Here is a 22475-nt window from a genome sequence, read left to right on the forward strand (position 1 = left end):
TCCCCGCCATCAGACCCTCTCAGGCCCTCCGGGGCGGCGCCGTGGCTCGCTGACTCGACATAAGTTACGCACCGCGCCCGTCGGCGTCAAATCGCCTGGTCAGCAGGGGTCGTGAGCCACCAACCGAGGTTCGTCTGCGCAGACTCCATCGGTTCCGCCGGCGGCGCGGGTCCGGGTCGACTCCCGGGATGCCGGCCGGGCATCCACGCGCCGCCGGCCCTCCCCCGTCCCCACCTCCGCACGCATGGATCCGGCGGCTCTGAACCAGGCTTCGAATACCGACGGTGCGGGATCACGCGGAGCGGGGACCGACGGTGTGAAGAGCTAACAGCTCGAGAACCAACGCCGACCCGGCCGGCGGCTCATCCTCGCCGGCGGTGGTTCGCCGAGGCACCCCGGGCACCGGCCCCGACACAAAGCAAGAACCCCCGCCCGGGCATCCCGGGCGGGGGTTCTTGGTGTTGGTAGCGGGGACAGGATTTGAACCTGCGACCTCTGGGTTATGAGCCCAGCGAGCTACCGAGCTGCTCCACCCCGCGTTGGTGAACACAACGTTACACACCGGCTCGTCAGCGATGCAAATCGATACCCCAACCCGCTGCGACCTGGGCAAACGGCAGTGACGGCGGTCACTCACACACGTGTACCCGCAGGTCGACGGTGGCCCACTGAGCGATGTCCAATCACCTCTTGATATGTGATGCCCATCACATCCGGCGTACACTCGGCACACGAGAAGCCACCGCCGAGGAGGAACCATGAACACTCACCGCTTCCACCACGAGAGTCACGGCAACCACCCGATGAGCTTCGTCGGTTTCGTCCTGGCTCTCGGCGGGTTCGCGATGGCCGCACTCTGGCTGGTCCACATGGCGGTCGGCAATGTCGGTCCCGCCATTCTGTGCGGCCTGCTGATGGTGGCCGCCTTCGCCACCGCGGTGTCGATCTTCTTCTCGCTCGGTCATCGCCATCACCACAGCCCCGTCCTCCCCGACAACACCCCCAACGAAACCGAGCGCTACCTGCGGAAATACCGCGGATAGCGGCACTTCGCGCAGACAGCGCTCGGTGTTCGGGCGGCCCGTGACTAGTTCGGGGCGGCCAGGGACTCGTACCTGGCAACCGCCTGACTCAACTGGTCAAGCGCCTGACCGTACGCGGCGAAGTCGCCACCCTGCTGGGCCTCACGCAGGGCCGTGATCGCGTCGCCAATGGCCTTGGCAGCGGCATCGCGCTCGGGCGAATCACCTTGCTGCGGAGGTTCATTCGGCGTCGGCGTGTTGGTGTCCGGCGTCCCGGCCTGGTCCGGCTCGGTCGGCTGCTGATCGTCGGGCACCACGCCGGCGGCGGGCGTGATGCCGACCTGCCGCAGTGCCTCGCCGGTCGTCGGCGCATACCCGATCCGGGCCTCCCGCTCGGCGGGCTCATACCGGGTGATCACGCGGAAGAGTCGGGGGAACGCTTCCTCACCCTGGGCCTGCGCGTACATCGGGACGACGTACAGGATGCCGTTGTCCCCCACGGGCAGCGTCAAGAGGTTTCCGAAGGTCACCGTCGCCGTGTTCTCCAGCGACTTCAGTGATTCGGCAACACGTCCGTCGGTCCGCATCGGGTTGAAGGCCTGCTTCGGACCCGATCGTTGGGCATTTCCGGGCAACTGTTTGACCGTCATCTGGCCGTAGTTCTCGGGGTTCGACGAGACCGTCACGTACGCACCCAGGATCGGCCGGTTGAGGCGGGTGAGCACCGAGGTCAGCTGGAACGTCGGTTGTCCGCTCTCCGGATCGGACGCCACGAAGTAGTACGGCGGCTGATCGAGCCCGCGCTGGTCGGCATCGGGATCGGTCGGGTCCGAGGGAACCGACCAGAAGTCGCTCGCCTGGAAGAACGTCTGCGGCGAATCGACGTGGTAGCGCGTCAGGAGTTGCCGCTGGATCTTGAAGATGTCCTCGGGGTAGCGGACGTGATCCCGCAGCGAGGTCTGCGCGTCGAAGTCGGCACGCGACTTCACCGTTCCGGGGAAGACGTCCATCCAGGTCTTCAGTACCGGGTCCTCGGTGTCGAACTCGTAGAGCTCCACCTCACCGGTGTACGCGTCGACCGTCGCCTTGACCGAGTTGCGCACGTACGACACGGTCTTGTTGATCTGCGTGCGTCCGGTCTGGCCCGGGTTGAGGTCCTGGGCGTCGGCGGTCGCGCTCTGCAGCGAGGTGGGCTGCGAGTACGGGTAGTTGTCGAGGGTCGTGTACCCGTCGACGATCCACTTGATCGAGCCGTCCTCCATGACTGCCGGATACGTCTTCGAGTCCACGGTCAGCCACGGTGCCACCTGTTCGACACGGTCGCGGGGGTCGCGGTTGTAGATGATCTTCGACGCCGAGTTGATCTCACCCGACAGCAGGAAGTTGCGCTCGGCGTACTTGCCCGCATAGAGCACCCGGTTGAACCAGTTGCCCAGGGACACCCCGGCCGGGCCCTGATAGGTGTACTTGTCGTCACCGATGTCGTGCTCACGTGCCTGACCGTCGTCGGAGCCGACGATCGCATAGTCGGGGTCGATCTTCGCGAGCAGCTCGCCGAAGTAGATGCGGGGCTGGCTCACCTGGATCGGTGCGTCGCGCTTGTACTCCTCGGACTGGTAGTTCGAGGTGTCGCTGACGTAGTAGAACGGGTCGCCACCGCCGTCGATGTCGTTGACGTCGCGCGACTCGTTGACCCGGTTGGCCGGAGCTGCGACGAACCCGTCGCCGTGGGTGTAGACGAGGTGCTTGTTCAGCCAGTTCTGCTGGTTCTCGAGGTAGCGGCTGGGGTCGAGTTCACGGACCGCGACCACGAAGTCGCGCAGTTCACCGTCGATGCGGTAGCGGTCGACCGCCAGCTGCGTGGGGAATCCGTAGAAGTTCTGCCGCTGCTGCTGCTGGATGAACGTCGGCGACACGACGTTCGGGTCGAGGATGCGTACGTTCGACAGCGTCGGTACGTCGCTGTTGACCAGCGCAGGCGTTGCCGGCCGGGCGGTCCAGTCGTTCTGGGTGACGACCTTGTCCGGCCCGATCCCATACGCCTCACGTGTCGACGTGATGGCGCGGTCTATGTACTCGGCTTCCTTCTGCGCGGCATTCGGCTTGACCGAGAACTGCTCCATCGTGAGCGGCCAGCCGACACCGATGAGCAACGCGGAGAACAGCATCAAGACGGTGGCGAGTGCCGGCACCCGTAGGTCGCGCAGCACGATCCCGGCGAAGAACGCGACCGCACAGATGATCGCGATCGCCATCAGGATGAGCTTCGACGGCAGCACCGCGTTGATGTCGGTGTAACTGGCACCCGGGAAGATCTCGGCTTTTCGCTGACTCGAGAGCAGCGAGTACCGGTCGAGCCAGTAGGCGGCCGCCTTCAGCAAGAGGAAGGTCCCGGCCAGGACCGCGAGTTGGATACGTGCCGCGGTGGTCACCGAACCGCCGCCCTGCCCCAGCCGGATACCGCCGAAGAGATAGTGGGTGACGAGGTTCGACAGGAAGGCGACCACGACGACCACGAACAGCAGGTTCAGCACGAACCGGTAGAACGGCAGGTCGAAGGCATAGAAGCCGATGTCGAGATTGAACTGGGGATCGGTCCGCCCGAACGACTGCCCGTGCAGGAACATCTGGACGGTCGCCCACGAACCCTGCGCGACGAGGCCGGCCAGCGCGCCGATGATCACCGCGGGGACGATCGCGAACCAGCGGACCTTGCCCATGATGGCGGTGCGGTAGCGCGCGAGCGGATCATTCGGGCCCGCGGTCGGGACGAACACCGGACGGCTGCGGTATGCCAGGGCCACCGCGCCGAAGATGATGGCCCCGACGACGACCGTCGTGATCAGGAACAGGATCACGCGCGTCCAGATCACCTTGGTGAAGACGCCCGAATACCCGACGTCGGAGAACCAGAGCCAGTCGGTCGCGAGACCGATCAGGCGCGGTCCGACGAGCAACAGCACCAGGACGGCCACACCGAGCCCGATGATGATCTTGCTCCTGCGTGACAGTGTCGGCATTCCCGCCGGCCCTCGGACGCCCACCAGACCCACTCTCCAAAGCTCTCAATCCGGACACCGCCCGCACACGACTGCCTGCTGGGCGTGGTGCCCACTGTACTGGCACCACCCGGGTGACCTTCTCACTCGGGGCGCCCGCTCAACGATCGCGACACGTCTGCGGTTCCCCACCGGCACCGCGGACTCGTCGTCGTACCGCGCCTCGGGGCAGGATGAGCACGTGGCCGACCAATCGAATGCCCCGCGTGTCTACTCAGCCGACGACCTCGGCAGCGCCCTGAGCGAGATCATGGAACATGTCGACACGCGCGGTTGGGGACAACAACCGTCGGTGTTCGCGCTGGCACCCACGGACCTGCTCGCCGAACGGCTCCCCGACGTGATCTCCGCGGACGGCCCGGTCCTCACGCCCGTGGAAGAGGACGTCGACGACCTCGACGAGTTCCTGGCGTCGGCGGTCTGGCCGCGAGACGTCGTCGGCGCGGCGGTCGCGATCGAGATCCTCGTCGTGGAGCCCGAAGACGACGACCACACGCCTCGCTACGTCGTCACCGAGACCGGCGACCAGCATGCGGACGAGGAGGTCGCCCGCCTGGTGGTCGGGGTGCTGCGCAGCGGCGCGGACCTGGCGTTGATGCGATTGCGTCCGGGAACCGACGAGGAACGCGAGCTGCTGACCCATCCTCAACTGGCCCTCGAGCTGCGTGCCGCGCTCCGCGGCACCTTCGCTCCTGACGTGCCCGAGGAGTCTGCGCGGGGCTGACCCCACGCGTCCGGGACCGTGTCAGCAGGTCGGCGCCGGACGTCCGGCGCCGATTGCACCCAGCGCGTCGACGGCGCCGTCGAGGGTGTCGACCTTGACCAGCTCGAGCCCGTCCGGTCGCTCGGAAACAGCTTCGGCACAGTTGCGGGCTGGCACGAGGAACACCGTCGCACCGGCGTCGCGCGCGGCTCGGGTCTTGTGGGTGATGCCGCCGATCGGGCCGACCGCGCCCTCGTCGGTGATCGTGCCGGTGCCGGCGATGAACTTCCCGGAGGTCAGCTCGCCGGGACTCAGCTGGTCGATGACCGCCAATGCCAGCATCATCCCGGCCGACGGCCCGCCGATGTCGCCCACCGTGTAGGTGACCTCGAGCCGGGGATCGGCGTTCACGACCTCCGGGACGACGCCGAGGTAGCCGGCCTCGGGGTCCGCGGGATGCTTGCCGAGCGTGACCGACACCGTCTGCTGTGCGCCGGCCCGGACGATCTCGAGCGGCAGCACCGTTCCGGGCGGATTGTCACCGACGACCTTCCGGAGCTGTTCGCCCGTCTCCACCGGTACGCCTCCGGCCCGCACGACCTCGTCGCCGGCGCGCACCACCCCGACGGCCGGTCCGTCGGGTCCGACGCTCGCGATGCGCAGGGCCGTCGGACGGTCCAGGTAGCGGAGTGCGGCGACCGTCGCGTTCTCCTCCGAACCCGTCATCTGCTGGGCGTTCTCCTGCTGCACCTGTTCGGTGGTGCGATCAGGCGGATAGACCTGGTCACGGGGAGTGAGCGAGTAGGTGCCCGACAACCACATCCCCAGGGCGTCGAAGAGCGACAGCCCATCTCGGACGGAGACGGTGGTGAGATTGAGGTGGCCGGTCGTCGGATCGGTTGCCGCACCGTCGATCTGCACGACCTTGCGCTCGACGACCGCGCCGTCGTCCTCCACCTTCGCGGTGCCGAGGGTGTTCAGCGTCGGTCCGGGTCCGAGCGCGGCGTAGGGCACCTGCACCTGTGTGCCCAGGACCAGCAACGCCAGCAGGACCACGGTGGAGACCGCGGCCGCGGCGATTCTCCGGAAGCGGGGGCTCGAACTCATTCCGCACACGATAGTGCCCCGCGGCGGGGCCGAGTGGGTGCGCCGAGGACGCCGGCGGCCACGCCCGGCAAACCATGAGCCGACTACGCGCAGGGCGAACAGTCGTCGCCGTTCACCTACCTCACCGGGCGGTACGGTGGAACCCATGAGTGATCTGCCCTTCGGCTTCTCGTCGTCCGGTGACGGCGACGACGACCGCGACAAGAACAGCGGTGACAAGAACAAGCCGGGCGACAATCCCGGCGGCAACCCGTTCGGCGGGTCCAACCCGTTCGGATTCGGGGGCGCCCAGGGATTCGGGGGCGGCCCGGGCGGCGACTTCGACCCGTCGAAGTTCGATCCCAACATGATCGGTCAGATGTTCTCGCAACTGGGCAACATGTTCAGCGGTATGGGCGCCGGTATGGCCGGTGGCGGGCAAGGCCCGGTGAACTACTCGGTGGCCACCAACCTCGCCCGGCAGCAGATCGGTTCGTTCACCCCGATCCTGGAGAAGGAGAACACCGCATCCGCCGACGCCGTCCGTCTCGCCGACGTCTGGCTCGATGACGCGACCAACTTCCCCAGCGGGGTCACCCAGACGGTGGCGTGGACCCCTGTCCAATGGCTCGAGGAGTCGATGGACACGTGGAAGGGACTGTGCGATCCGGTTGCCGAGCAGCTCGCCCGGACCTGGCAGGACAACCTCCCCGCCGAGGCCGCGCAGTTCGCCGGCCCCATGATCGGGATGCTGACGCAGATGAGCGGCATGGCGTTCGGCACACAGCTCGGACAGGGCCTCGGCCAACTCGCCAAGGAAGTGCTGACGTCGACCGATGTCGGCCTGCCGCTGGCACCCGAGGGCATCGCCGTCCTGCTTCCCGAGGCGATCGCGAAGTTCGCCGAGGGACTCGAACAGCCGGCGCAGGAGATCATCGTCTTCCTGGCCGCGCGTGAGGCCGCGCACGTGCGCCTGTTCACCCATGTCGGCTGGCTGCGTCAGCGGCTCCTCGCCACCGTCGAGGAGTACGCCCGCGGGATCAGTATCGACTTCAGCGGCATCACCGACGCCACCGCCGGGATCGACCCGACCCAATTGCTCTCCGACCCTTCGAAACTCGAAGAGCTCATCAGTTCGTCGACGACGTTCGAGCCGACGACGACGCCGGAACAGAAGGCAGCACTCGGCCGCCTCGAGACACTGCTGGCGCTGATCGAGGGCTGGGTCGAGCAGGTCGTGACCCGAGCACTGGGCGACCGGATCCCGAGCACCGGGGCACTCACCGAGACGATGCGGCGCCGACGCGCCTCGGGCGGGCCGGCAGAGCAGACGTTCGCAACACTGGTCGGTCTCGAGTTGCGACCCCGCAAGGTCCGTGAGGCCTCGGAGTTGTGGCGTCGCGCGCTGGAGGCGACCGACGTCGCGACCAGGGACGGCGTGTGGGCTCACCCCGATCTGCTGCCGGATTCCGACGACCTCGACAACCCCGCCGGTTTCATCGACCGACTCCTGGGCGGCGACGAGCTCGACGACCCGATCGCGCAACTCGAGAAGACCATCGCCGACGAACGGGCTCGCGGCAAGGGCGATGACCGCGAAAGCCCCGATGGCGAGGGCGACAGCGGTGACGGCTCCGCCCGAGGCGGATCGTAGAAGTCCACACCCCCGGTGGATCCGGCCATGTTGTGGATAACCCGCTCGCCGAGCGTCCGTGAGGGCGTCCGGCTGGCACAGTTGCCGCATGTCGCCAGTCCGGACGAGTGCCCGCGCCCTCTCGGCTCCCATCGTCGCGGGGAGTCCGTTCGCGGTGCCACGGCTGCGCCCGGGTACCCCGATTCTCGTCCAGCCCGGGAACTCGGTCCGCGTCGGGATAGATCCGGCCGACAGCCTGCTGCTCGATCTCGACGCCTCGGTGTCGGCGCATTCGGTTGCGGCGCTGCTGCGTTCGCTCGAGGACGCATGTACCTCGGACACGTTCTCTCGCCGAGCACGCCGGGCGGGTCTGCAGGACGACGATCTCGTCCTCGTCCTGAGCAGTCTGGTGTCCGCCGGTCGGGCGGTCGCCGAAGTCGAGCGCCGCAGCTCGGACTTCCACGTCCTGATCCACGGGCAGGGACCGCTCAGCGAGCATCTGACGAGTTCGCTGGCCGGATCGGGCACGTCGTCGGCCCGGCACACCATGCGTCGGCTCCCCGACGGCTCGCTCGACGCCGTCGACACCGACCTGGTCATCCTGACCGACTTCGTCGTCCACGACCCGCAGGTGGTGTTCGCGCTGACCCGCGCCGGGATTCCGCACCTGCTGGTGCGAGTCCGAGACGGGGTCGGGATCGTCGGTCCGCTGGTGCTGCCCGGGCTGTCCGGTTGCCTGATGTGCGCCGATCGTCACCGCTCCGACGCAGACCCGGAATGGCCGGCATTGGCTGCGCAGCTGATCCGCACGTCGGGACAGGCGAGCGCGACCGTTCAGGCGATGACCGCCGCCATCGCGTACTCCCAGATCGAGTGGCTGGTGGCCGCCGTGCACAGCCGTCGGTCCGGGTCGGACTCGCCTGCGGCCCCGCAACTGCTGGACCGAGTTCTGGAGGTGCGAGATGACCCGACTCGACTGGACATCAAGCGGTGGTCGCCGCACCCGGACTGTGATTGTCGTGCCGTACGAGATCAACGAGCCAGGTCGTCTATTGTGTGACGCGGAAAGGATGCTATGACCGACATCACCAAAGGACAGGGTCGCCGCAACGCGAAACTGGCTTCTCTTCCGATCGGTATGGCCGGTCGGGCCGCTGCCGGCTTCGGCAAGCGCATGGTCGGCAGAGACAAGGACGAGGTCAACCAGGAGCTCCTGGAGAAGTCCGCCGAACAGCTCTTCGCCGTCCTCGGCGAGCTGAAGGGCGGCGCCATGAAGGTCGGGCAGGCGCTCTCGATCATGGAAGCCGCCATCCCGGACGAGTTCGGTGAGCCCTTTCGCGAAGCCCTCACCAAATTGCAGGCCGACGCTCCCCCGATGCCGGCGGAGAAGGTCCACAAGGTGCTCGACCAGCAGCTCGGCACCCGCTGGCGCGAGCGTTTCCAGGAATTCTCCGACGTACCGGCCGCCTCGGCGTCCATCGGGCAGGTCCACAAGGGTGTCTGGTCCGACGGCCGTGAGGTCGCGGTCAAGGTGCAGTATCCCGGCGCGGACCACGCACTGAAAGCCGACCTGAAGACCCTGTCCCGCATGTCCGGACTCCTGCAGCGGCTGTCTCCCGGCACCGATGTCAAGGCGATGATGGACGAACTCATCGACCGGACCGAAGCCGAACTCGACTACCTCGGTGAAGCCGACAACCAGCGCGCTTTCGCCAAGGCCTACGACGGACATCCCGACTTCCTCATCCCGAAGGTCGTCGCGAGCGCCCCCAAGGTCGTCGTGTCGGAGTGGGTCGACGGCGTCCCGCTGTCGAAGATCATCACCACAGGCGATCAGAAGACCCGCGACGATGCGGCCGCGAAGATGGCCGAGTTCGAGGTCAGCTCCCCCTACCGGGTCGGACTCCTGCACGGCGACCCGCATCCGGGAAACTTCTTCGTGGCGACCGATGGACGTTTCGGCGTGCTCGACTTCGGCGCGGTGGGTCACTACCCGGAGGGGCTCCCGCCCGAGACCGGTCCGATCCTGCGCCTGGCGCGTGACAAGAAGTACGACGAACTCAAAGAGCTCATGATCTCGGCCGAGTTCATCCGCCCGTCCCATGCGAACAAGGTGACGAGTGCCGATCTCGAGGCCTACCTTCGACCATACGTCGATCCGCTCTACTCCGAGTCCTTCCACTTCACCCGGAAGTGGATGCAACGAGCCGCGGGCAAGGCCACCGATGTCCGCGGGGACGTGTACAAGACCTCACGAAACCTCAACGTGCCCAAGCGTTTCGTGATGGTCTTCCGTGTGCTCGGGGGCTGCGTCGGCATCGCCTCGCAACTCGAGGCGCACGCCCCCTACCGCGCCATCATGGAGGAGTGGGTTCCCGGCCTGGGCGACTGACACCACTCCACAGACACGACACCGACGCCGCGAGCATTTCTGCTCGCGGCGTCGGTGTCGTTGTCACGCAGCGTTCTTGCGCGGACGGCCGCGGGGACGCTTGCGCGCGATGACGGCGCCACGCTCGAAGATCTCGCCGCCCCAGACCCCCCAGGGTTCGGACCGGTCGAGCGCGGCCTGCAGGCACTGGGCCCGCAGCGGGCACTCGGCGCACATCGCCTTCGCACGCTCGAGGTCACGGGGGTCTTCGGCGAACCACAGATCTGCGTCGGCGACCTGGCAGGGCAGGTCGAGCCGGGCGGTCGCTGCGCGGTCCGCCGACATACAGGACTCGAGTACGCATTCGACAGTCATTGGGATTCTCCACATCTGCTCGTTTGGGGTGTTGAACCCGAGTCCTCGATGTGGCTCTGTGTCCGAGACCCCGGAACGGGGCGGAGATTCGAATGACAGAAAAGAGGGCCACGGGTGTCGCCTCTGCGATTCGCCCGTGGCCCGGATTGTCTCGGAGATCTAACTCCGGGAACTTCGGAACAGAACGGGGAACCGACGCGGCGCGGGTGCTACTGCTGCTGCGGGCGGTGCGATTCGCGCTACGCGCGCTTCGGCTGCCAGGTGCAGAGCCGCCGGAGGGAGGGCGACCGGGCGTGCGAAGCTGGTGCACGCTCGGGCGACCGGCATCCAGGAGCGGGTGCGACCGGTACGCGCGATGGCGGGCTGATTGCGCTTCGTGCCATGCGATGTCGTCGCATGCGTGTTTGCCGCACTCAGTTTTGCCGCAGACTGGCAGGTGCCGGCCTGGCGCACGATGATTCCGTTCACTGATCCACTCCCTTCTGGTCTCGTGGCTTTCCGCGTTGTCGTCGGTCGTCGGTGACTGTGGGGGCCTCGTGACGGACGCACTCGACCCATCCCCGTACTGACGGGAATCAGACTAGACGCTGGGCCGAAACCCGCACAACCTATTTTTGACCTGCAGTTTTGACGAGTTCGAGGATGTCGTCGCCGTAGTCGTCGACCTTCTTGGCGCCGATTCCCGAGATCGCCACCAGCGCAGCGGTATCGGTGGGTCGTTGCTCGGCGATCGCGGTGAGCGTCTTGTCGGAGAAGACGACGAACGCCGGTACCTTTTTCTCCTGCGCCCGCTCACGACGCCATTCCTTCAGCGAGACCAGCAGCCCTTCGTCGAGATCCGAGGGGCACCCCGCGCAGCGACCGAGCAGTGTCGCGGTCGAGTCCATCAGGCGCGAACCACAGACCCGGCACGTCGGCCCACGACGGGGTGCTCGCTCCTTCGCGATCGGCGAGGCCGGCGAGTCGTCGGGAACGAGATCGGCAAGGAAACGTGACCGCCGTCGAGCGCGGCCACCCTCGTTGCGGGCCAGCGCCCACGACAGATGCAGATGCTCGCGGGCGCGGGTGACGCCGACGTAGAAGAGGCGTCGCTCCTCCTCGACCTCTTCCCACGACCCCTTGATCGCCTGGCTGATGGGCAGGGACCCGTCGGTGAGTCCGACGAGGAACACCGCGTCCCACTCGAGTCCCTTGGCCGCGTGCAGCGACGACAGCGTGACACCCTGCACGGTCGGTGGGTGACGAGCCTCGGCGCGCGACGCGAGCTCGGCCGACAGCTGCGGCAGCGTCAGCTCGGGATTCTCGGCCACCATGTCCTCGGTCAGCTGGACCAGCGCTTTCAGCGACTCCCAGCGGCTCCGCGCCTGGGCGCCCGACGGCTCCTCCTCGGTGAGTCCGAGTTCGCCGAGGACCGCGCGCACGACGTCGAGGATCTCCACGTCGGGCCTGACCTCCCGGCCGGCGACCGTGGCGAGCTGCCGCATGGCCTGCCGAACCTCGGTGCGCGCGAAGAACGCCTCGCCCCCGCGGACCTGGTACGGGATACCCATCTCGGTGAGCGCCTGCTCATAGTTCTCCGACTGCGCGTTGACCCGGTACAGGATGGCGATCTCCGCGGGTGCGACCCCGGCGCGGAGGAGGTGCTTGATCTCGATGGCGACGGCAGTCGCCGCAGCGGGCTCGTCGTCGTACTCGGCGAACTGCGGCGCCGGACCGGCGGGGCGTTGTCCGACGAGGCGGAGCCGGGTTCCCGCGATCCGGCCGCGGGCCGCACCGATGACCCGGTTCGCGAGGTCGACCACCTCGGGGGTGGACCGGTAGTCCCGCTCCAGCCGGACGACCGTCGCCTCCGGGAACCGGCGACTGAAGTCCAGCAGGTGGTTGGGGGACGCGCCGGTGAAGGTGTAGATCGTCTGGTTGGCATCGCCGACGACCGTCAGATCGTCGCGCTCCCCCAGCCAGGCGTCGAGCAGACCCTGCTGCACGGGGGTCACGTCCTGGTATTCGTCGACGACGAAACACCGGTACCGCGAACGGAACTCATCCGCCGCGCCGGGCTCGGCGGTGAGGATCTGGGTCATGTAGATGAGCATGTCGTCGAAGTCGAGCAACCGGTCACCATCGGGCGAGACCTTGGCGTCCTCGTAGTGTCCGTACACGGCGGCGACCTTCGCGGGCGGCGCCGGCGACTCCCGGCCGAGCCGGCCCACGGCCTCGACGTAGTTCTCCGGCGAGATGAGCGAGGCCTTGGCCCACTCGATCTCCGACGACAGGTCGCGCAGGGTGTCGGTGGCGGTGTCCAGACCGGAGCGTCGGGCCGCCCGCGAGATGAGCGGGAACTTGTTGTCGAGGAGTTCCCAGCGGGCGTCACCGAACGCGCGCGGCCAGAAGTACCGCAGCTGCCGCATGGCGGCGGCGTGGAAGGTCTGGGCCGCGACGCTGCCGCCCGAACCGCCGCCGACACCAAGACTGCGCAATCGGGTCCGCATCTCCCCCGCGGCCCGGGCGGTGAACGTGACCGCGAGAACCTGACCGGGGTTGACCTGGCCGGTGTCGATGAGGTGGGCGATCCGCCGGGTGATGGTCCGGGTCTTGCCCGTGCCCGCGCCGGCCAGTACGCACACCGGTCCCCGCGGCGCGAGGACGGCGGCGCTCTGTTCGGGATCGAGCCCCTCGACCGCGCCACGACTCACCGGCGCCGAGGCGCGACGCGAGGACTCGGGATTCGCGGCAGCAGTCGGGTGAGGCACGGCGTCCACTATGTCACCAACCACCGACGCCGCCCCCAGATGGGAACGGCACAGCAGCGAACAGCACAGCAGGGAACAGCTACGGGCGACAACGATGCCGACGGGAACAGCGGGCCCGGACATGGTGTTATGGGACCCATGAGCAACGTGATCGACGACGAGGCCGGCGCCCGCACCTCCGACACCGGCGAACTGACCATGTACACGACGTCGTGGTGCGGATTCTGCGCCCGCCTCAAGCGCGGCCTCAAGAGCAGCGGAATCACCTGGCAGGAGATCGACATCGAGCTGAACCCCGACGCCGCCGAGTTCGTGGGCAGTGTCAACGGCGGCAATCACGTCGTGCCCACCGTCCTCTACGCCGACGGCACCACAGCCACCAACCCGTCGATCGCCGACGTCAAGGCCAAGCTGGGCGTCTGAGACGCATCGGGTCTGCTCGGCGCGGGTTACCCGGCCGCCCAGGCCTCGATCATCGATCGCGCGATGGAGATCGACCCGGGAAGACGCAGACGATCCGCGTCGTCGGCGCCCGGCGCCTCGGCGCGTGACCAGCCGTCGCCGCGGGCAAGAGCCTCCCGGACCTCATCGCGGTGGAACCACTGCGCGTCGCCGATCTCGCCGTCGAGGAATGCCAGCTCGTCGGTCGGGTCGCCGATGGCCGCGAAACCCAACATGAGCGACCGTGGGAACGGCCAGGGCTGGCTGCCCAGGTAGCGCGGTTCGCGCACCACGATGCCGACTTCTTCGTGCACCTCGCGGAGCACGCACTGTTCGAGCGACTCCCCCGGCTCGACGAAACCGGCAAGCGTCGAATACCAGCCGTCCGGCCACACGGCCTGCCGACCGAGCAGGATGCGGTCGGCACCGTCGTGGACGACGGTGATGATCGCCGGGTCGGTACGCGGGAACTCGTCTCGTCCGGAGTCGACGCTGCGCCGGACCCACCCGCCGCGAGCGGGTTGGGTGGGCGAACCGTCGACCGGTGAATGACGGGCGGTCTCATGCCAGTTCAGGATCCCCAGTGCGGTGGCGAGCAGGCCCGCCTCGTCGGCGGACAGCCGCGTCGCACCACGCCGGGCGTCGTCGGTCGGCCCGTCGATGTGGTGCACACGACGCGTCCACAGGTCGGCGCCACCGTCGGCCGCGTCGAAGCCGAGGATGACCGCGTCGGCCGGTGGGGCCTCCGCGACAGTGGTGGCGGCGACCCAGTGCAACGCACCGGCATCGGTCACCGGGTACCGACCGGCCGCGTCGATCAGCAACACCTTCGCCGTCGGCCATCCGGCGGCCATCCGGTGCGCGTCGTCGCGGATGGCGTCCGCGCGGTCGAACACCGCACGCGACAGCAGGGGCGGTTCGGGCAGCTCGAAATGCACTGGCGCACAAGCCTTTCTCAGAAGCGGCGGATCGGTCAGTCGTCGTTGGGGCTCTTGCGGACATACAGCAGGCGGTCGCCGACCTCGATCTGTTCGACCTCGCTGTCGTCGACACGATGCAGTACGCCGTTGCGCACGACGCCGAGGACGATGTCGCGGGTGTGGGCGGGCGACCCACCGGTCTCGGTCGGATCGACCTCACGTTCGGCGATGGCGTAACCGGCGTCCGGGGTGAGAAGGTCCTCGATCACCTCCACCACCGACGGGGTCATCGTCGCGATGCCGAGCAGGCGACCGGCGGTCTCCGACGACACCACCACCGAGTTCGCACCGGACTGCCGCATCAGGTGGGTGTTCTCCGATTCCCGGATCGACGCGACGATCTTCGCCCGCGGGTTGAGTTCGCGGGCGGTGAGTGTGGCGAGGACCGCGGTGTCGTCGCGGCTGGTGGCCACGACGATGCTCGCGGCGTGGGCCACGCCGGCCAGCCGCAGCACATCCGACTTCGTGGCGTCGCCGCGCACCGTGACCAGTCCGTCGGAGGCGGCCGCCTCGAGGACCGTGGCGTCGGCGTCGACGACGACGATCTCGGAAGGCTTGATCCCGTCACCGCGCATCGCGTCCACCGCGGTGCGGCCCTTGGTGCCGTAACCGATGACCACGGTGTGATTGCGCACGGTATTCCTCCAACGCTGGATCTTGAGCGCCTGTCGAGACCGTTCGGTGAGCACCTCGAGGGTGGTACCGATCAGCACGATCAGGAACAGCACGCGCAACGGCGTGATGATGACGAGGTTGATGAAACGGGCGAACGGCGTGATCGGCGTGATGTCGCCGTAGCCCGTCGTGGAGAGGGTCACCGCGGAGTAGTACAGCGCATCCAGGTACGACAGCTCGTTGTCCTGTGCGTCGCGGTAGCCGGCGCGATCCAACCAGACCACGACCGAGGTGAACAGCAGCGCCAGGGTCGCCCAGAAAACGCGTCGGCCGATCGCCCGGCTCGGACTCTGCTGGAGTTCGGGGATACGGACGACGCCGACCAGTGCATGGTCGGGCCGGTTGACCAGATCGGTACCGCCGAAGCGTCGGCGCAGGCGGTTAGCCACCGGCGCGCTCGCGCTCGTCGAGTTCGCTCACACGCTGCAATGTAGCCCACCACGGCGCCCCACAACTCATCTGGCGGGACTCCCCTCGCGTCACGGGCCGGCTCATCGGGCGAGCTTGGCGGCGAGGGTCGCCTCGTCGGGCAGGTCGTCGGCCTCCAGCGTGTGCCCGTCGCGCACATAGTGGAACGCGGCCCGGACCTTCGTCGCCTCCACCCCGGCCAGCTGCGCCCACGCCAGGCGGTACGCGGCGAGCTGGATGAACAACGATTCCCGGCGGGCGGGTTCGGGGATCACACCGGTCTTCCAGTCGACGACCGTCCACGAGCCGTCCTTCTCGGCGAAGACCGCATCGATCCGTCCACGCACCACGATCCCGCCGATGACGGTCTCGAAGGGCACCTCCACCTCGGTGGGACTGCGATTCGCCCAGGGCGAGGAGAGGAACGCCGCCCGCAGTTCCTCGAGATCGGCGTCCGGGCTCGCGGTCGCGTCTGCGGCACCGGGCAATTCGTCGATGTCGAGGAGTCGGGTCGCGCCGAACCACCGTTCCACCCACGCGTGGAACGCGGTGCCGCGCCGAGCCATCGGGTTGGGCCGGAACGGCGTCGGGCGGCGCAACCGACGGGCGAACTCGGCTTCGTCGGCGTCGAGTTCGACCAGCTGGCTGACGGACAGGTGGGTCGGCAGCGACACCTCGACGAGCGCCTGATTCGCCTGGTGATGCTCGGCGAGCAGGGCCGACACCTCGGCCTCCCAGGCACCGATCTCGTCCGCCGGATCGGCCGGAGGCGTGGTCGCGGTCTCCGAGTCGACGGCCGGTGCGTCGAACAGCGCGGGCGCTGCGCGGGTGGCGATGGCGTCGGTGACCAGGTCGGCCGCTCGCTGGACCGAGTCGCGGCGGCCGCCGAGCGGATCGCGCGGCCACGGTGCTGCGATCGCACGCTCGGCCAACGGATTCGGGCTGTCCGGCTCCGGCGGCGGCGTACGTACCGCGATCGACAGCCCGGTCGAGTCGACGCTCGGGTCGGTGATCGCCTCGTCGATGCCGACCATCAGCTCGTCGAAGAAATCCGAGCCGCCGCGCGGTTTGTCGCCGGTCTCCGACCAGTGGTGCGCCGAGATGAGCAGATCGTGCCGAGCGCGGGTGAGCGCCACGTACAGCAGCCGCCGATCCTCTTCGAGGCGACGCTCGCCGATCGCGGCCTTGTGGTCGGTCAGGGCGTCCTCGAGTTGTTTGCGGTCGGCGACCGTGTCGATCGTCAGGATCGGAAACCCTTCCGGCGCACCGTCGGCCGCCTCGGCCGGGATGGCCAGATCACCGCGCAGGTCGGCCGGGAGCTCGCGTGCACTGCCCAGCCACGTGGTGTCGGCCTTGGCGCTGGGGAAGATCCCCTTCGCCAGGTGCGGTATCGCGACGACGTCCCATTCGAGTCCTTTGGCCGCATGCACGGTGAGGATCTGCACGCGCTGTTCGGCCACCTCGATGCGCCCCGGCTCCAGACCCTTCTCGATCGTCTCGGCGGCGTCGAGGAACGCCAACAGGCCGGGCAGGTTGGCGCCCGGGCGATCGGCGTAGTGGCTGACGTAGTCGGCGAAGGCGTCGAGATGTTCCCGGCCGGTGATCGCGCCCCGCATGCGGCGCGCCCGGATCTGGGCCTCGACGCCGACCCCGATCGTGTTCTCCACGTCGGCGACGAGTTCGGGGAGCGGCTGTCCGATCCGACGCCGCAAGGACTCCAACTGCGCACCGAACGCCCGGATGCGCGCGTACCCCTCGGGGCTGTAGTCGGTGGGTTCGCCCGGATCGACGACGCCGTCGGCGATTCCCGCCCGGTCCACGATCTCGGTGGGCAGCACGGCGTCGAGTGCCGCGTCGAGCGCCTCTCGGCTGGTGACGACGCCGCCCGCCTCGGCGAAACTCTCCGCCGCCAGAGTGGTGGCCCGGCGCCACAGCGCGGCGAGGTCCTTGGCGCCCAGCCGCCAGCGGGCCCCGGTGAGCAGACGCATCACCGCGGTCCCGGCCATCGGGTCGGCCATCACGCGCAGGGTCGCGACGATGTCCTCGATCTCCGGGACGTGCAGCAGACCGCCGATGCCCACCACCTCGGTGGGGATGCCCCGGCTCTCGAGTTCGGCGGCCAGCGGTGCCGAATCCTCGTTGCGGCGCACCAGGATCGCGGTGGTCGGCGGTGCCTCGTCCGCGGCCTGGGCCGCACGGTAGCGTTCCTCGATCGCATCGGCGATGACGTTCCGTTCGTCGACGACGGTCTCGGTCAGCGCGATCGTCGCCGTGCCGTGGGGGGCGTCGGGACGGGGCCGGAGCACGCTGACCGGGATGCCGCGGCGTCGGAGCTCCTCGGAGATCTGATTGGCCAGCCGCAACCCCTGGGCCGCGTTCCGCCAGCTGGTGAGGAGCTCCAGGCGACGGGCGGGAGTCCCGTCGGGACGCGGGAAGTCGCGGGCGAACCGCGGCAGATTGGCCGCCGAGGCACCCCGCCACCCGTAGATGGACTGGATCGGGTCGCCGACCGAGGTGACCGCGACCGGGGCGCGCCCGTGCCCGCCGAACAGCGTCGACAGCAGCACCCGTTGCGAGTGACCGGTGTCCTGGTACTCGTCGAGCAGGACCGCGCGAAACGCGGTGCGTTCGGCGGCGACGACCTCGGGGTTGGACACCACCAGCCGTGCCGCGAGTGACATCTGGCTGCCGAAGTCGAGCGCGGACTGCGCCCGCATCGTCTCGCCCAGCGCGATCACCATCGGGATCAGCTCACGCCGTTCGTCGATGACCTCCTGCACCTTCAGCAGCGCCTGCGTCGGCTTGTCGCGCTGTTTGGGACCCTTCGGAAGGGTGTCGACGAGCTCGTACAGCGTCGAACCCGCCTGCGCGAGGTCGGTGATGTCGACCAGGTGCTCCGACATCTCGCCGTACAGTTTGAGCACCGCCTCGGTGACACTCGCCGGCACCTTCTTGGTGTTCAGTTCGCCCGGCCATGCGGAGACGAGTGAGAACGCCAGCTGCCAGAGCTCGGTCTCGGTGAGCAGTGTCGACGACGGTTCGACCGGCAGGAGCAGCCCGTAGTCGGCGATCAGCCGCCCGGCATAGGCGTGGTAGGTGCTCACCTCCGGATCGGCACCGCGTAGCCGGGCGGCCAACGCGCCGTCGGGATCCCAGTTCCGCAGCGCCGGCGACCCGGCGAGCATCGAGAGGCGCCGCCGGATGCGGGCGCCGAGTTCGCTCGCGGCCTTGCGCGTGAACGTGAGTCCGAGGATCTCGTCGGGGGCCACGAGCTGGTTGGCCACCAGCCACACCACGCGCGAGGCCATCGTCTCGGTCTTGCCTGCACCCGCGCCGGCGACGACGAGCATGGGTTCCATCGGCGCCTCGATCACCGCGACCTGCTCGGGCGTGGGGTCGGGCAGTCCCAGCGCGGCCGCCAGCGACTTCGCCCCGACGATCGGCCGGTCGATCCGGTCCTGCAGATCAGTCATCGGTCACCGCCTTCCCCGGGATCTGTGCGGGACAACTCGTGGTGAGAGTGCAGTGCACACAACCGGGATTGGGTGTCGCGCTGTACGTCGGTCCGACGCTGGCCCGGGCCGCGCGGCGTACCACCCCGATCCACTCGTCGAGCAACTCCGGTGTCAGCGGCGACTGGACGCGTTCGGCCGCACCGGAATTGCGGTTCGCGGTCGACACGTAGACCAGTCGCGCACCGCCGGGCGGGGTGTCGCCGAACTGCGGCACCCCGCCGTGCGCCAGCGCCACCTGATAGGCCGCCATCTGGGCGTGCTCGTCGGCGTCGGCCTTGGTGATCGGCGTCTTGGAGGTCTTGACGTCGACCACGACCGGCCTGCCCTCGGCATCGGTCTCGAGTCGGTCGACGCGTCCGCGGAGGCGGACCTCGAGCTCGTCGGGGCCCGCGGTGGGGTCGGCGGGAATGGTTGCGTCGACGGGCAACTCGACGCCCACCTCCTCGAGTTCGGAGCGCGAGATGCGCAGCCACTCCCGGAAGTGCCCGAGCATGCCCTCGGCGCGCTCGAGTTCGCGGGCCGAGTACCAGCCGGCACCGGTGTCGACACGTTCCCAGATGTCGCGGAGCGCTGCGGTCACCTCGGCCGGATCGAGTTGGCCGGCGACCGCCTGGACGAGCGTGTGCACGAGGCTGCCGGTCAGTGCCGGGGTGCCGTCGCCGTCGCGCCCGCCGTTGCGTTCGAGAACCCACCGCAACGAACAGCGGGTCAGCGCATCGACATTCGACGGCGAGAGGGTCAGCGGACCCGACTCCGGCGTCCACAACGGAGCGTCGGTGCTCGGTGCGGCGAGCCCGAACCAGTCGCGCGGATGCGCACCCGGGATGTCGGAGTCGGCGAGTTCGGCCAGCAGACGCGCCGCGGCCGTCGTCCGGGGCGCATCGGGTTCGTCGGCGCCGGCGATCACCGCCGATCGCAGCGTCGCGACCAGTGAGGGCAACGAGAGCACCCGGTCGACGCCGGGGTCGAGCCGGACCTCGGCGCGGGCCGACTCCGCCGGATCGTCGGGATCGCCGACCAGATCCGCGAGTTCGGTGATGAAGCGAGACGGTGACGCGTCCCCGCTGCCGTCCTCGACCGCGGTCACGAGCAACCGGCTACGGGCCCGCGTGCAGGCGACGAGGAACAGCCTGCGCTCGTCGGCCAGTGCGGTCGCCCCGCGGGCGACGGTGTCCACGGCGTCGGCGGCCATGCCGTCGAGGATGTCGACGAGTTGTCCGGTGGCCAGAACGCCTCCGCGACTTCGCAACGACGGCCACAGTCCGTCCTGGACGCCCGCGACGGCGACGACCTCCCATTCGCGTCCCACCGCGGCGTGTGCGGAGAGCACCGTCACCGATTCGGTTGCCGCCGTGGCCGTCCGGCTGTCGCGCGGGATCTGCAGCTGGGACAGGTAGTGCACGAACCCGGCCGGCCCGGCCGCGGGCAGCGTGTCGGTGAAGTCCGCGGCGGACTCGAACATCGCCATGACCGCGTCGAGGTCGCGGTCGGCCTGCTCGCCCGCCGGGCCGCCGCGAACGGCCGATGCCGCCCACCGCCGCTCGAGCCCGGTGGCCTGCCACGCCGCCCACAGGGTCTCCTCGATCCCGCGCCGCGCGTCGTGCACCCGTTGGGCCGCGCCGACGACGTCGAGCACGCGCGCCAGCGGCATCGCCTCGGTCTCGGTGAGTCGGCGACGGTAGCGCGCGCCGACCTCGGGGTCGAGGATCGCGCGGGTCAGGGACGTGAGCGAATCCGGTTGTCCCGCCGGGTCGTCGGCGTCGTCGAGGCGGCGCACACCGCGTCGTAACCGGCGCATCGATCCCGGATCGGCCGCACCGATCGGACCGGACAGCAGCGTGAGCGTGTCCTCGGTGGTGAAGTGGTCGGGCGTGTCGGTGGAGTGCGCGTCCGGCGAAGCCGGGCTCGCCGCACGCGCGGCGACCGCGCGCAGCACCAGCATCAAACCGATGACGGCACGTTGCCGATGCAGCGGCAGGTCACTGGCGGGCGTCGTCAGGGGTACGCCCGCGGACCGGAAGGCCCGTCGCAGCGGCGGCAGCGCCAGCGACACCGACCGGACGACGACCGCCATCTGCGACCACGGCACCTCGTCGAAGAGATGGGCACGCCGCAGCAGGTCGGCGATGGCGGTGGCCTCCTTGGCCGCGGACCCGTACACCCGCACGGCGGCCGCGCCGCCCCCGTTCGCGGGGCCCGACCCCTCCGACTCCGGCTCGGCGGCATCCACATCGGTGGCCGGCCGGGGATAGGGATGCGGGCGGGCGCCGGGCAACCGGGCGGCGATCGCGCGTCCGAGCCGGGACAGCTCGGGCCGGGACCGGAAGTCGTCCTCGAGGAGGATGTCGAGCGGGCTGCCCGGTTCGGCCAGCCCGTCGGCGAAGCGCGGACTCGCACCCCGGAACCCGAACACGGACTGGTCGGTGTCGGCCGCGATGATCGTCGAGAGGGTTCCGGTCCCGACCAGCGTGATGAGCTGCGCCGCTTGCGGATCGAGATGTTGCGCATCGTCGACCAGCAGGTGCCGGATGCGGCGGCGCTCGCCGCTCAGCAGGTCGGGATCGGTGGCGAACGCCGACAGCGCCGAACCGATCAGCTCGGCCGCGTCGACCGCGGGCGCCGAGGCACCCGGCGTCTCGAGGCCGACCGCCCCGCGCAGCAGCATGTTCTGCTCGTACTGGGCGTACGCGCGAGCGGCCGCGGCCCACTCCGGCCGCTTGTGTGTACGTCCCAGTGCGGCAAGCTCTTCGGGGCCCACGCCGCGTTCGGCGGCACGCATCATCAGGTCGCGCAACGCCTGGGCGAAACCGTCGGTGCCCAGCGCGGGCCGCAGGTGAGCCGGCCAGTAACCCGCGCCGTCCTCGATGTCGCCGGCGAGGAGCTCGCGCAGGACGACGTCCTGTTCGGAGCCCGTGATGAGCCGCGGCGGCGGATTGTTGTGGGCCTGGGCCTGCAGGCGCAGGATCGCGAAGGCGTAGGAGTGCACGGTCCGCACGAGCGGCTCGCGCAGCGCACCGCCGAGGACCCGGCGGCCGCTCGACCCGGCGGACAGGACGCGCCGGGTGATCTCCTCGCGCAGGGCGACGGCCGCGCGCCGGCTGGACGCCAGGACGAGAACGGACTCCGGATCGGTGTCCGGGTCGAGCAGTCGGGCCACCGCGGCGTCGACGATCAGCGCAGTCTTCCCGCTCCCCGGACCGCCGTGCACCCGTACCGGGCGCCAGGCCTGTTCCTCGTCGGCCGGGCGGCTCGTGGGCGGCTCGATGACCTCGGCCACCGCAGGCGGCCAGTGCCGGGGACGATCCGTGGAGTCGGGGGCCGCGACAAGTCGCGCGCGCAGCGCGCTGCGCGGGGTCTGGGCACCCGGTCTCCGACTCATGCACCCATCGAATCACGGCCCACCGACGCTCTCGGCGAGGCGCCGCCACCTGCGTCGGTTCCCGTCCGCCACCTGCAT

The 22475-nt window shown here is 69.2% G+C and carries 14 protein-coding genes and 1 tRNA gene; 6 read left to right on the plus strand and 9 right to left on the minus strand.

Annotated elements, in window-relative coordinates; translation table 11 throughout:
• Positions 1-462: 462 nt before the first annotated feature.
• Positions 463-539 (minus strand) — tRNA-Met (locus BCM27_RS18020).
• Between the two features lie 219 nt (positions 540-758).
• Here BCM27_RS18020 and BCM27_RS18025 point away from each other — a divergent pair.
• The gene (locus BCM27_RS18025) at positions 759-1043 is read left to right on the plus strand and encodes a hypothetical protein (RefSeq protein WP_004023415.1); all 285 of its coding nucleotides are present in this window, start codon (positions 759-761) and stop codon (positions 1041-1043) included.
• 44 nt (positions 1044-1087) lie between these two features.
• Here the strand turns inward: BCM27_RS18025 and BCM27_RS18030 are convergent, their stop codons facing one another.
• Entirely contained in the window at positions 1088-4042 is a 2955-nt protein-coding gene (locus BCM27_RS18030; RefSeq protein WP_239404016.1) for a UPF0182 family protein, read from the minus strand.
• Between the two features lie 220 nt (positions 4043-4262).
• Between BCM27_RS18030 and BCM27_RS18035 the strand changes: the two genes are divergently transcribed.
• Complete coding sequence (locus BCM27_RS18035) at positions 4263-4805, plus strand: PPA1309 family protein (RefSeq protein WP_004023417.1); 543 nt, start codon at positions 4263-4265, stop codon at positions 4803-4805.
• A 21-nt stretch (positions 4806-4826) separates the two neighbouring features.
• Here the strand turns inward: BCM27_RS18035 and BCM27_RS18040 are convergent, their stop codons facing one another.
• Positions 4827-5891: a YlbL family protein gene (locus tag BCM27_RS18040; protein ID WP_033206044.1), complete on the minus strand. Its 1065-nt coding sequence runs from the start codon at positions 5889-5891 to the stop codon at positions 4827-4829.
• 145 nt (positions 5892-6036) lie between these two features.
• Here BCM27_RS18040 and BCM27_RS18045 point away from each other — a divergent pair, with 145 nt between their 5' ends.
• From BCM27_RS18045 to BCM27_RS18055, 3 genes are all read left to right on the plus strand, one after another.
• Complete coding sequence (locus BCM27_RS18045) at positions 6037-7524, plus strand: zinc-dependent metalloprotease (protein ID WP_004023419.1); 1488 nt, start codon at positions 6037-6039, stop codon at positions 7522-7524.
• Between the two features lie 88 nt (positions 7525-7612).
• Complete coding sequence (locus BCM27_RS18050) at positions 7613-8563, plus strand: hypothetical protein (protein ID WP_004023420.1); 951 nt, start codon at positions 7613-7615, stop codon at positions 8561-8563.
• A gap of 15 nt (positions 8564-8578) precedes the next feature.
• Positions 8579-9895 carry an ABC1 kinase family protein gene (locus tag BCM27_RS18055; protein ID WP_004023421.1) on the plus strand — a complete coding sequence of 439 codons (1317 nt, stop codon included), beginning with the start codon at positions 8579-8581 and terminating at the stop codon, positions 9893-9895.
• 63 nt (positions 9896-9958) lie between these two features.
• Here BCM27_RS18055 and BCM27_RS18060 read toward each other — a convergent pair whose 3' ends face one another.
• Together BCM27_RS18060 and BCM27_RS18065 are read right to left on the minus strand one after the other, a co-directional pair.
• On the minus strand, positions 9959-10249 hold the full coding sequence (locus BCM27_RS18060; RefSeq protein ID WP_033206051.1) for a WhiB family transcriptional regulator: 291 nt from the start codon (positions 10247-10249) through the stop codon (positions 9959-9961).
• Between the two features lie 608 nt (positions 10250-10857).
• Positions 10858-13008, minus strand: a complete 2151-nt coding sequence (locus tag BCM27_RS18065; RefSeq protein WP_004023424.1) for an ATP-dependent helicase — start codon at positions 13006-13008, stop codon at positions 10858-10860.
• A 129-nt stretch (positions 13009-13137) separates the two neighbouring features.
• On the opposite strand from BCM27_RS18065, the gene BCM27_RS18070 reads away from it, so the two are divergent.
• Positions 13138-13422 (plus strand): mycoredoxin, encoded by a 285-nt coding sequence (locus tag BCM27_RS18070; RefSeq protein WP_004023425.1) that lies wholly within the window; start codon positions 13138-13140, stop codon positions 13420-13422.
• A 26-nt stretch (positions 13423-13448) separates the two neighbouring features.
• Here BCM27_RS18070 and nudC read toward each other — a convergent pair whose 3' ends face one another.
• The 4 genes from nudC to BCM27_RS18090 all read right to left on the minus strand — a co-directional run bounded on the left by nudC (position 13449) and on the right by BCM27_RS18090 (position 22397).
• Complete coding sequence (gene nudC / locus BCM27_RS18075; protein ID WP_004023426.1) at positions 13449-14378, minus strand: NAD(+) diphosphatase; 930 nt, start codon at positions 14376-14378, stop codon at positions 13449-13451.
• A gap of 35 nt (positions 14379-14413) precedes the next feature.
• Positions 14414-15484 carry a potassium channel family protein gene (locus BCM27_RS18080; protein ID WP_004023427.1) on the minus strand — a complete coding sequence of 357 codons (1071 nt, stop codon included), beginning with the start codon at positions 15482-15484 and terminating at the stop codon, positions 14414-14416.
• 102 nt (positions 15485-15586) lie between these two features.
• Entirely contained in the window at positions 15587-18976 is a 3390-nt protein-coding gene (locus tag BCM27_RS18085; protein ID WP_004023428.1) for an ATP-dependent helicase, read from the minus strand.
• On the minus strand, positions 18969-22397 hold the full coding sequence (locus tag BCM27_RS18090) for an ATP-dependent helicase (RefSeq protein ID WP_004023429.1): 3429 nt from the start codon (positions 22395-22397) through the stop codon (positions 18969-18971). The genes BCM27_RS18085 and BCM27_RS18090 overlap by 8 nt, the downstream gene beginning before the upstream one ends.
• Between the last annotated feature and the right edge of the window lie 78 nt (positions 22398-22475).

Source organism: Gordonia terrae (genome assembly GCF_001698225.1).
GTDB lineage: Bacteria > Actinomycetota > Actinomycetes > Mycobacteriales > Mycobacteriaceae > Gordonia > Gordonia terrae.

Excerpts from the sequence above, each read along its gene's own strand:
- BCM27_RS18025 (WP_004023415.1), top strand. The coding sequence starts at position 759 with ATGAACACTCACCGCTTCCACCACGAGAGTCACGGCAACCACCCGATG.
- BCM27_RS18060 (WP_033206051.1), bottom strand. The coding sequence starts at position 10,249 with ATGACTGTCGAATGCGTACTCGAGTCCTGTATGTCGGCGGACCGCGCA.
- BCM27_RS18055 (WP_004023421.1), top strand. The coding sequence starts at position 8,579 with ATGACCGACATCACCAAAGGACAGGGTCGCCGCAACGCGAAACTGGCT.
- BCM27_RS18090 (WP_004023429.1), bottom strand. The coding sequence starts at position 22,397 with ATGAGTCGGAGACCGGGTGCCCAGACCCCGCGCAGCGCGCTGCGCGCG.
- BCM27_RS18040 (WP_033206044.1), bottom strand. The coding sequence starts at position 5,891 with ATGAGTTCGAGCCCCCGCTTCCGGAGAATCGCCGCGGCCGCGGTCTCC.
- BCM27_RS18070 (WP_004023425.1), top strand. The coding sequence starts at position 13,138 with ATGAGCAACGTGATCGACGACGAGGCCGGCGCCCGCACCTCCGACACC.
- BCM27_RS18050 (WP_004023420.1), top strand. The coding sequence starts at position 7,613 with ATGTCGCCAGTCCGGACGAGTGCCCGCGCCCTCTCGGCTCCCATCGTC.
- BCM27_RS18045 (WP_004023419.1), top strand. The coding sequence starts at position 6,037 with ATGAGTGATCTGCCCTTCGGCTTCTCGTCGTCCGGTGACGGCGACGAC.
- BCM27_RS18085 (WP_004023428.1), bottom strand. The coding sequence starts at position 18,976 with ATGACTGATCTGCAGGACCGGATCGACCGGCCGATCGTCGGGGCGAAG.
- BCM27_RS18030 (WP_239404016.1), bottom strand. The coding sequence starts at position 4,042 with ATGCCGACACTGTCACGCAGGAGCAAGATCATCATCGGGCTCGGTGTG.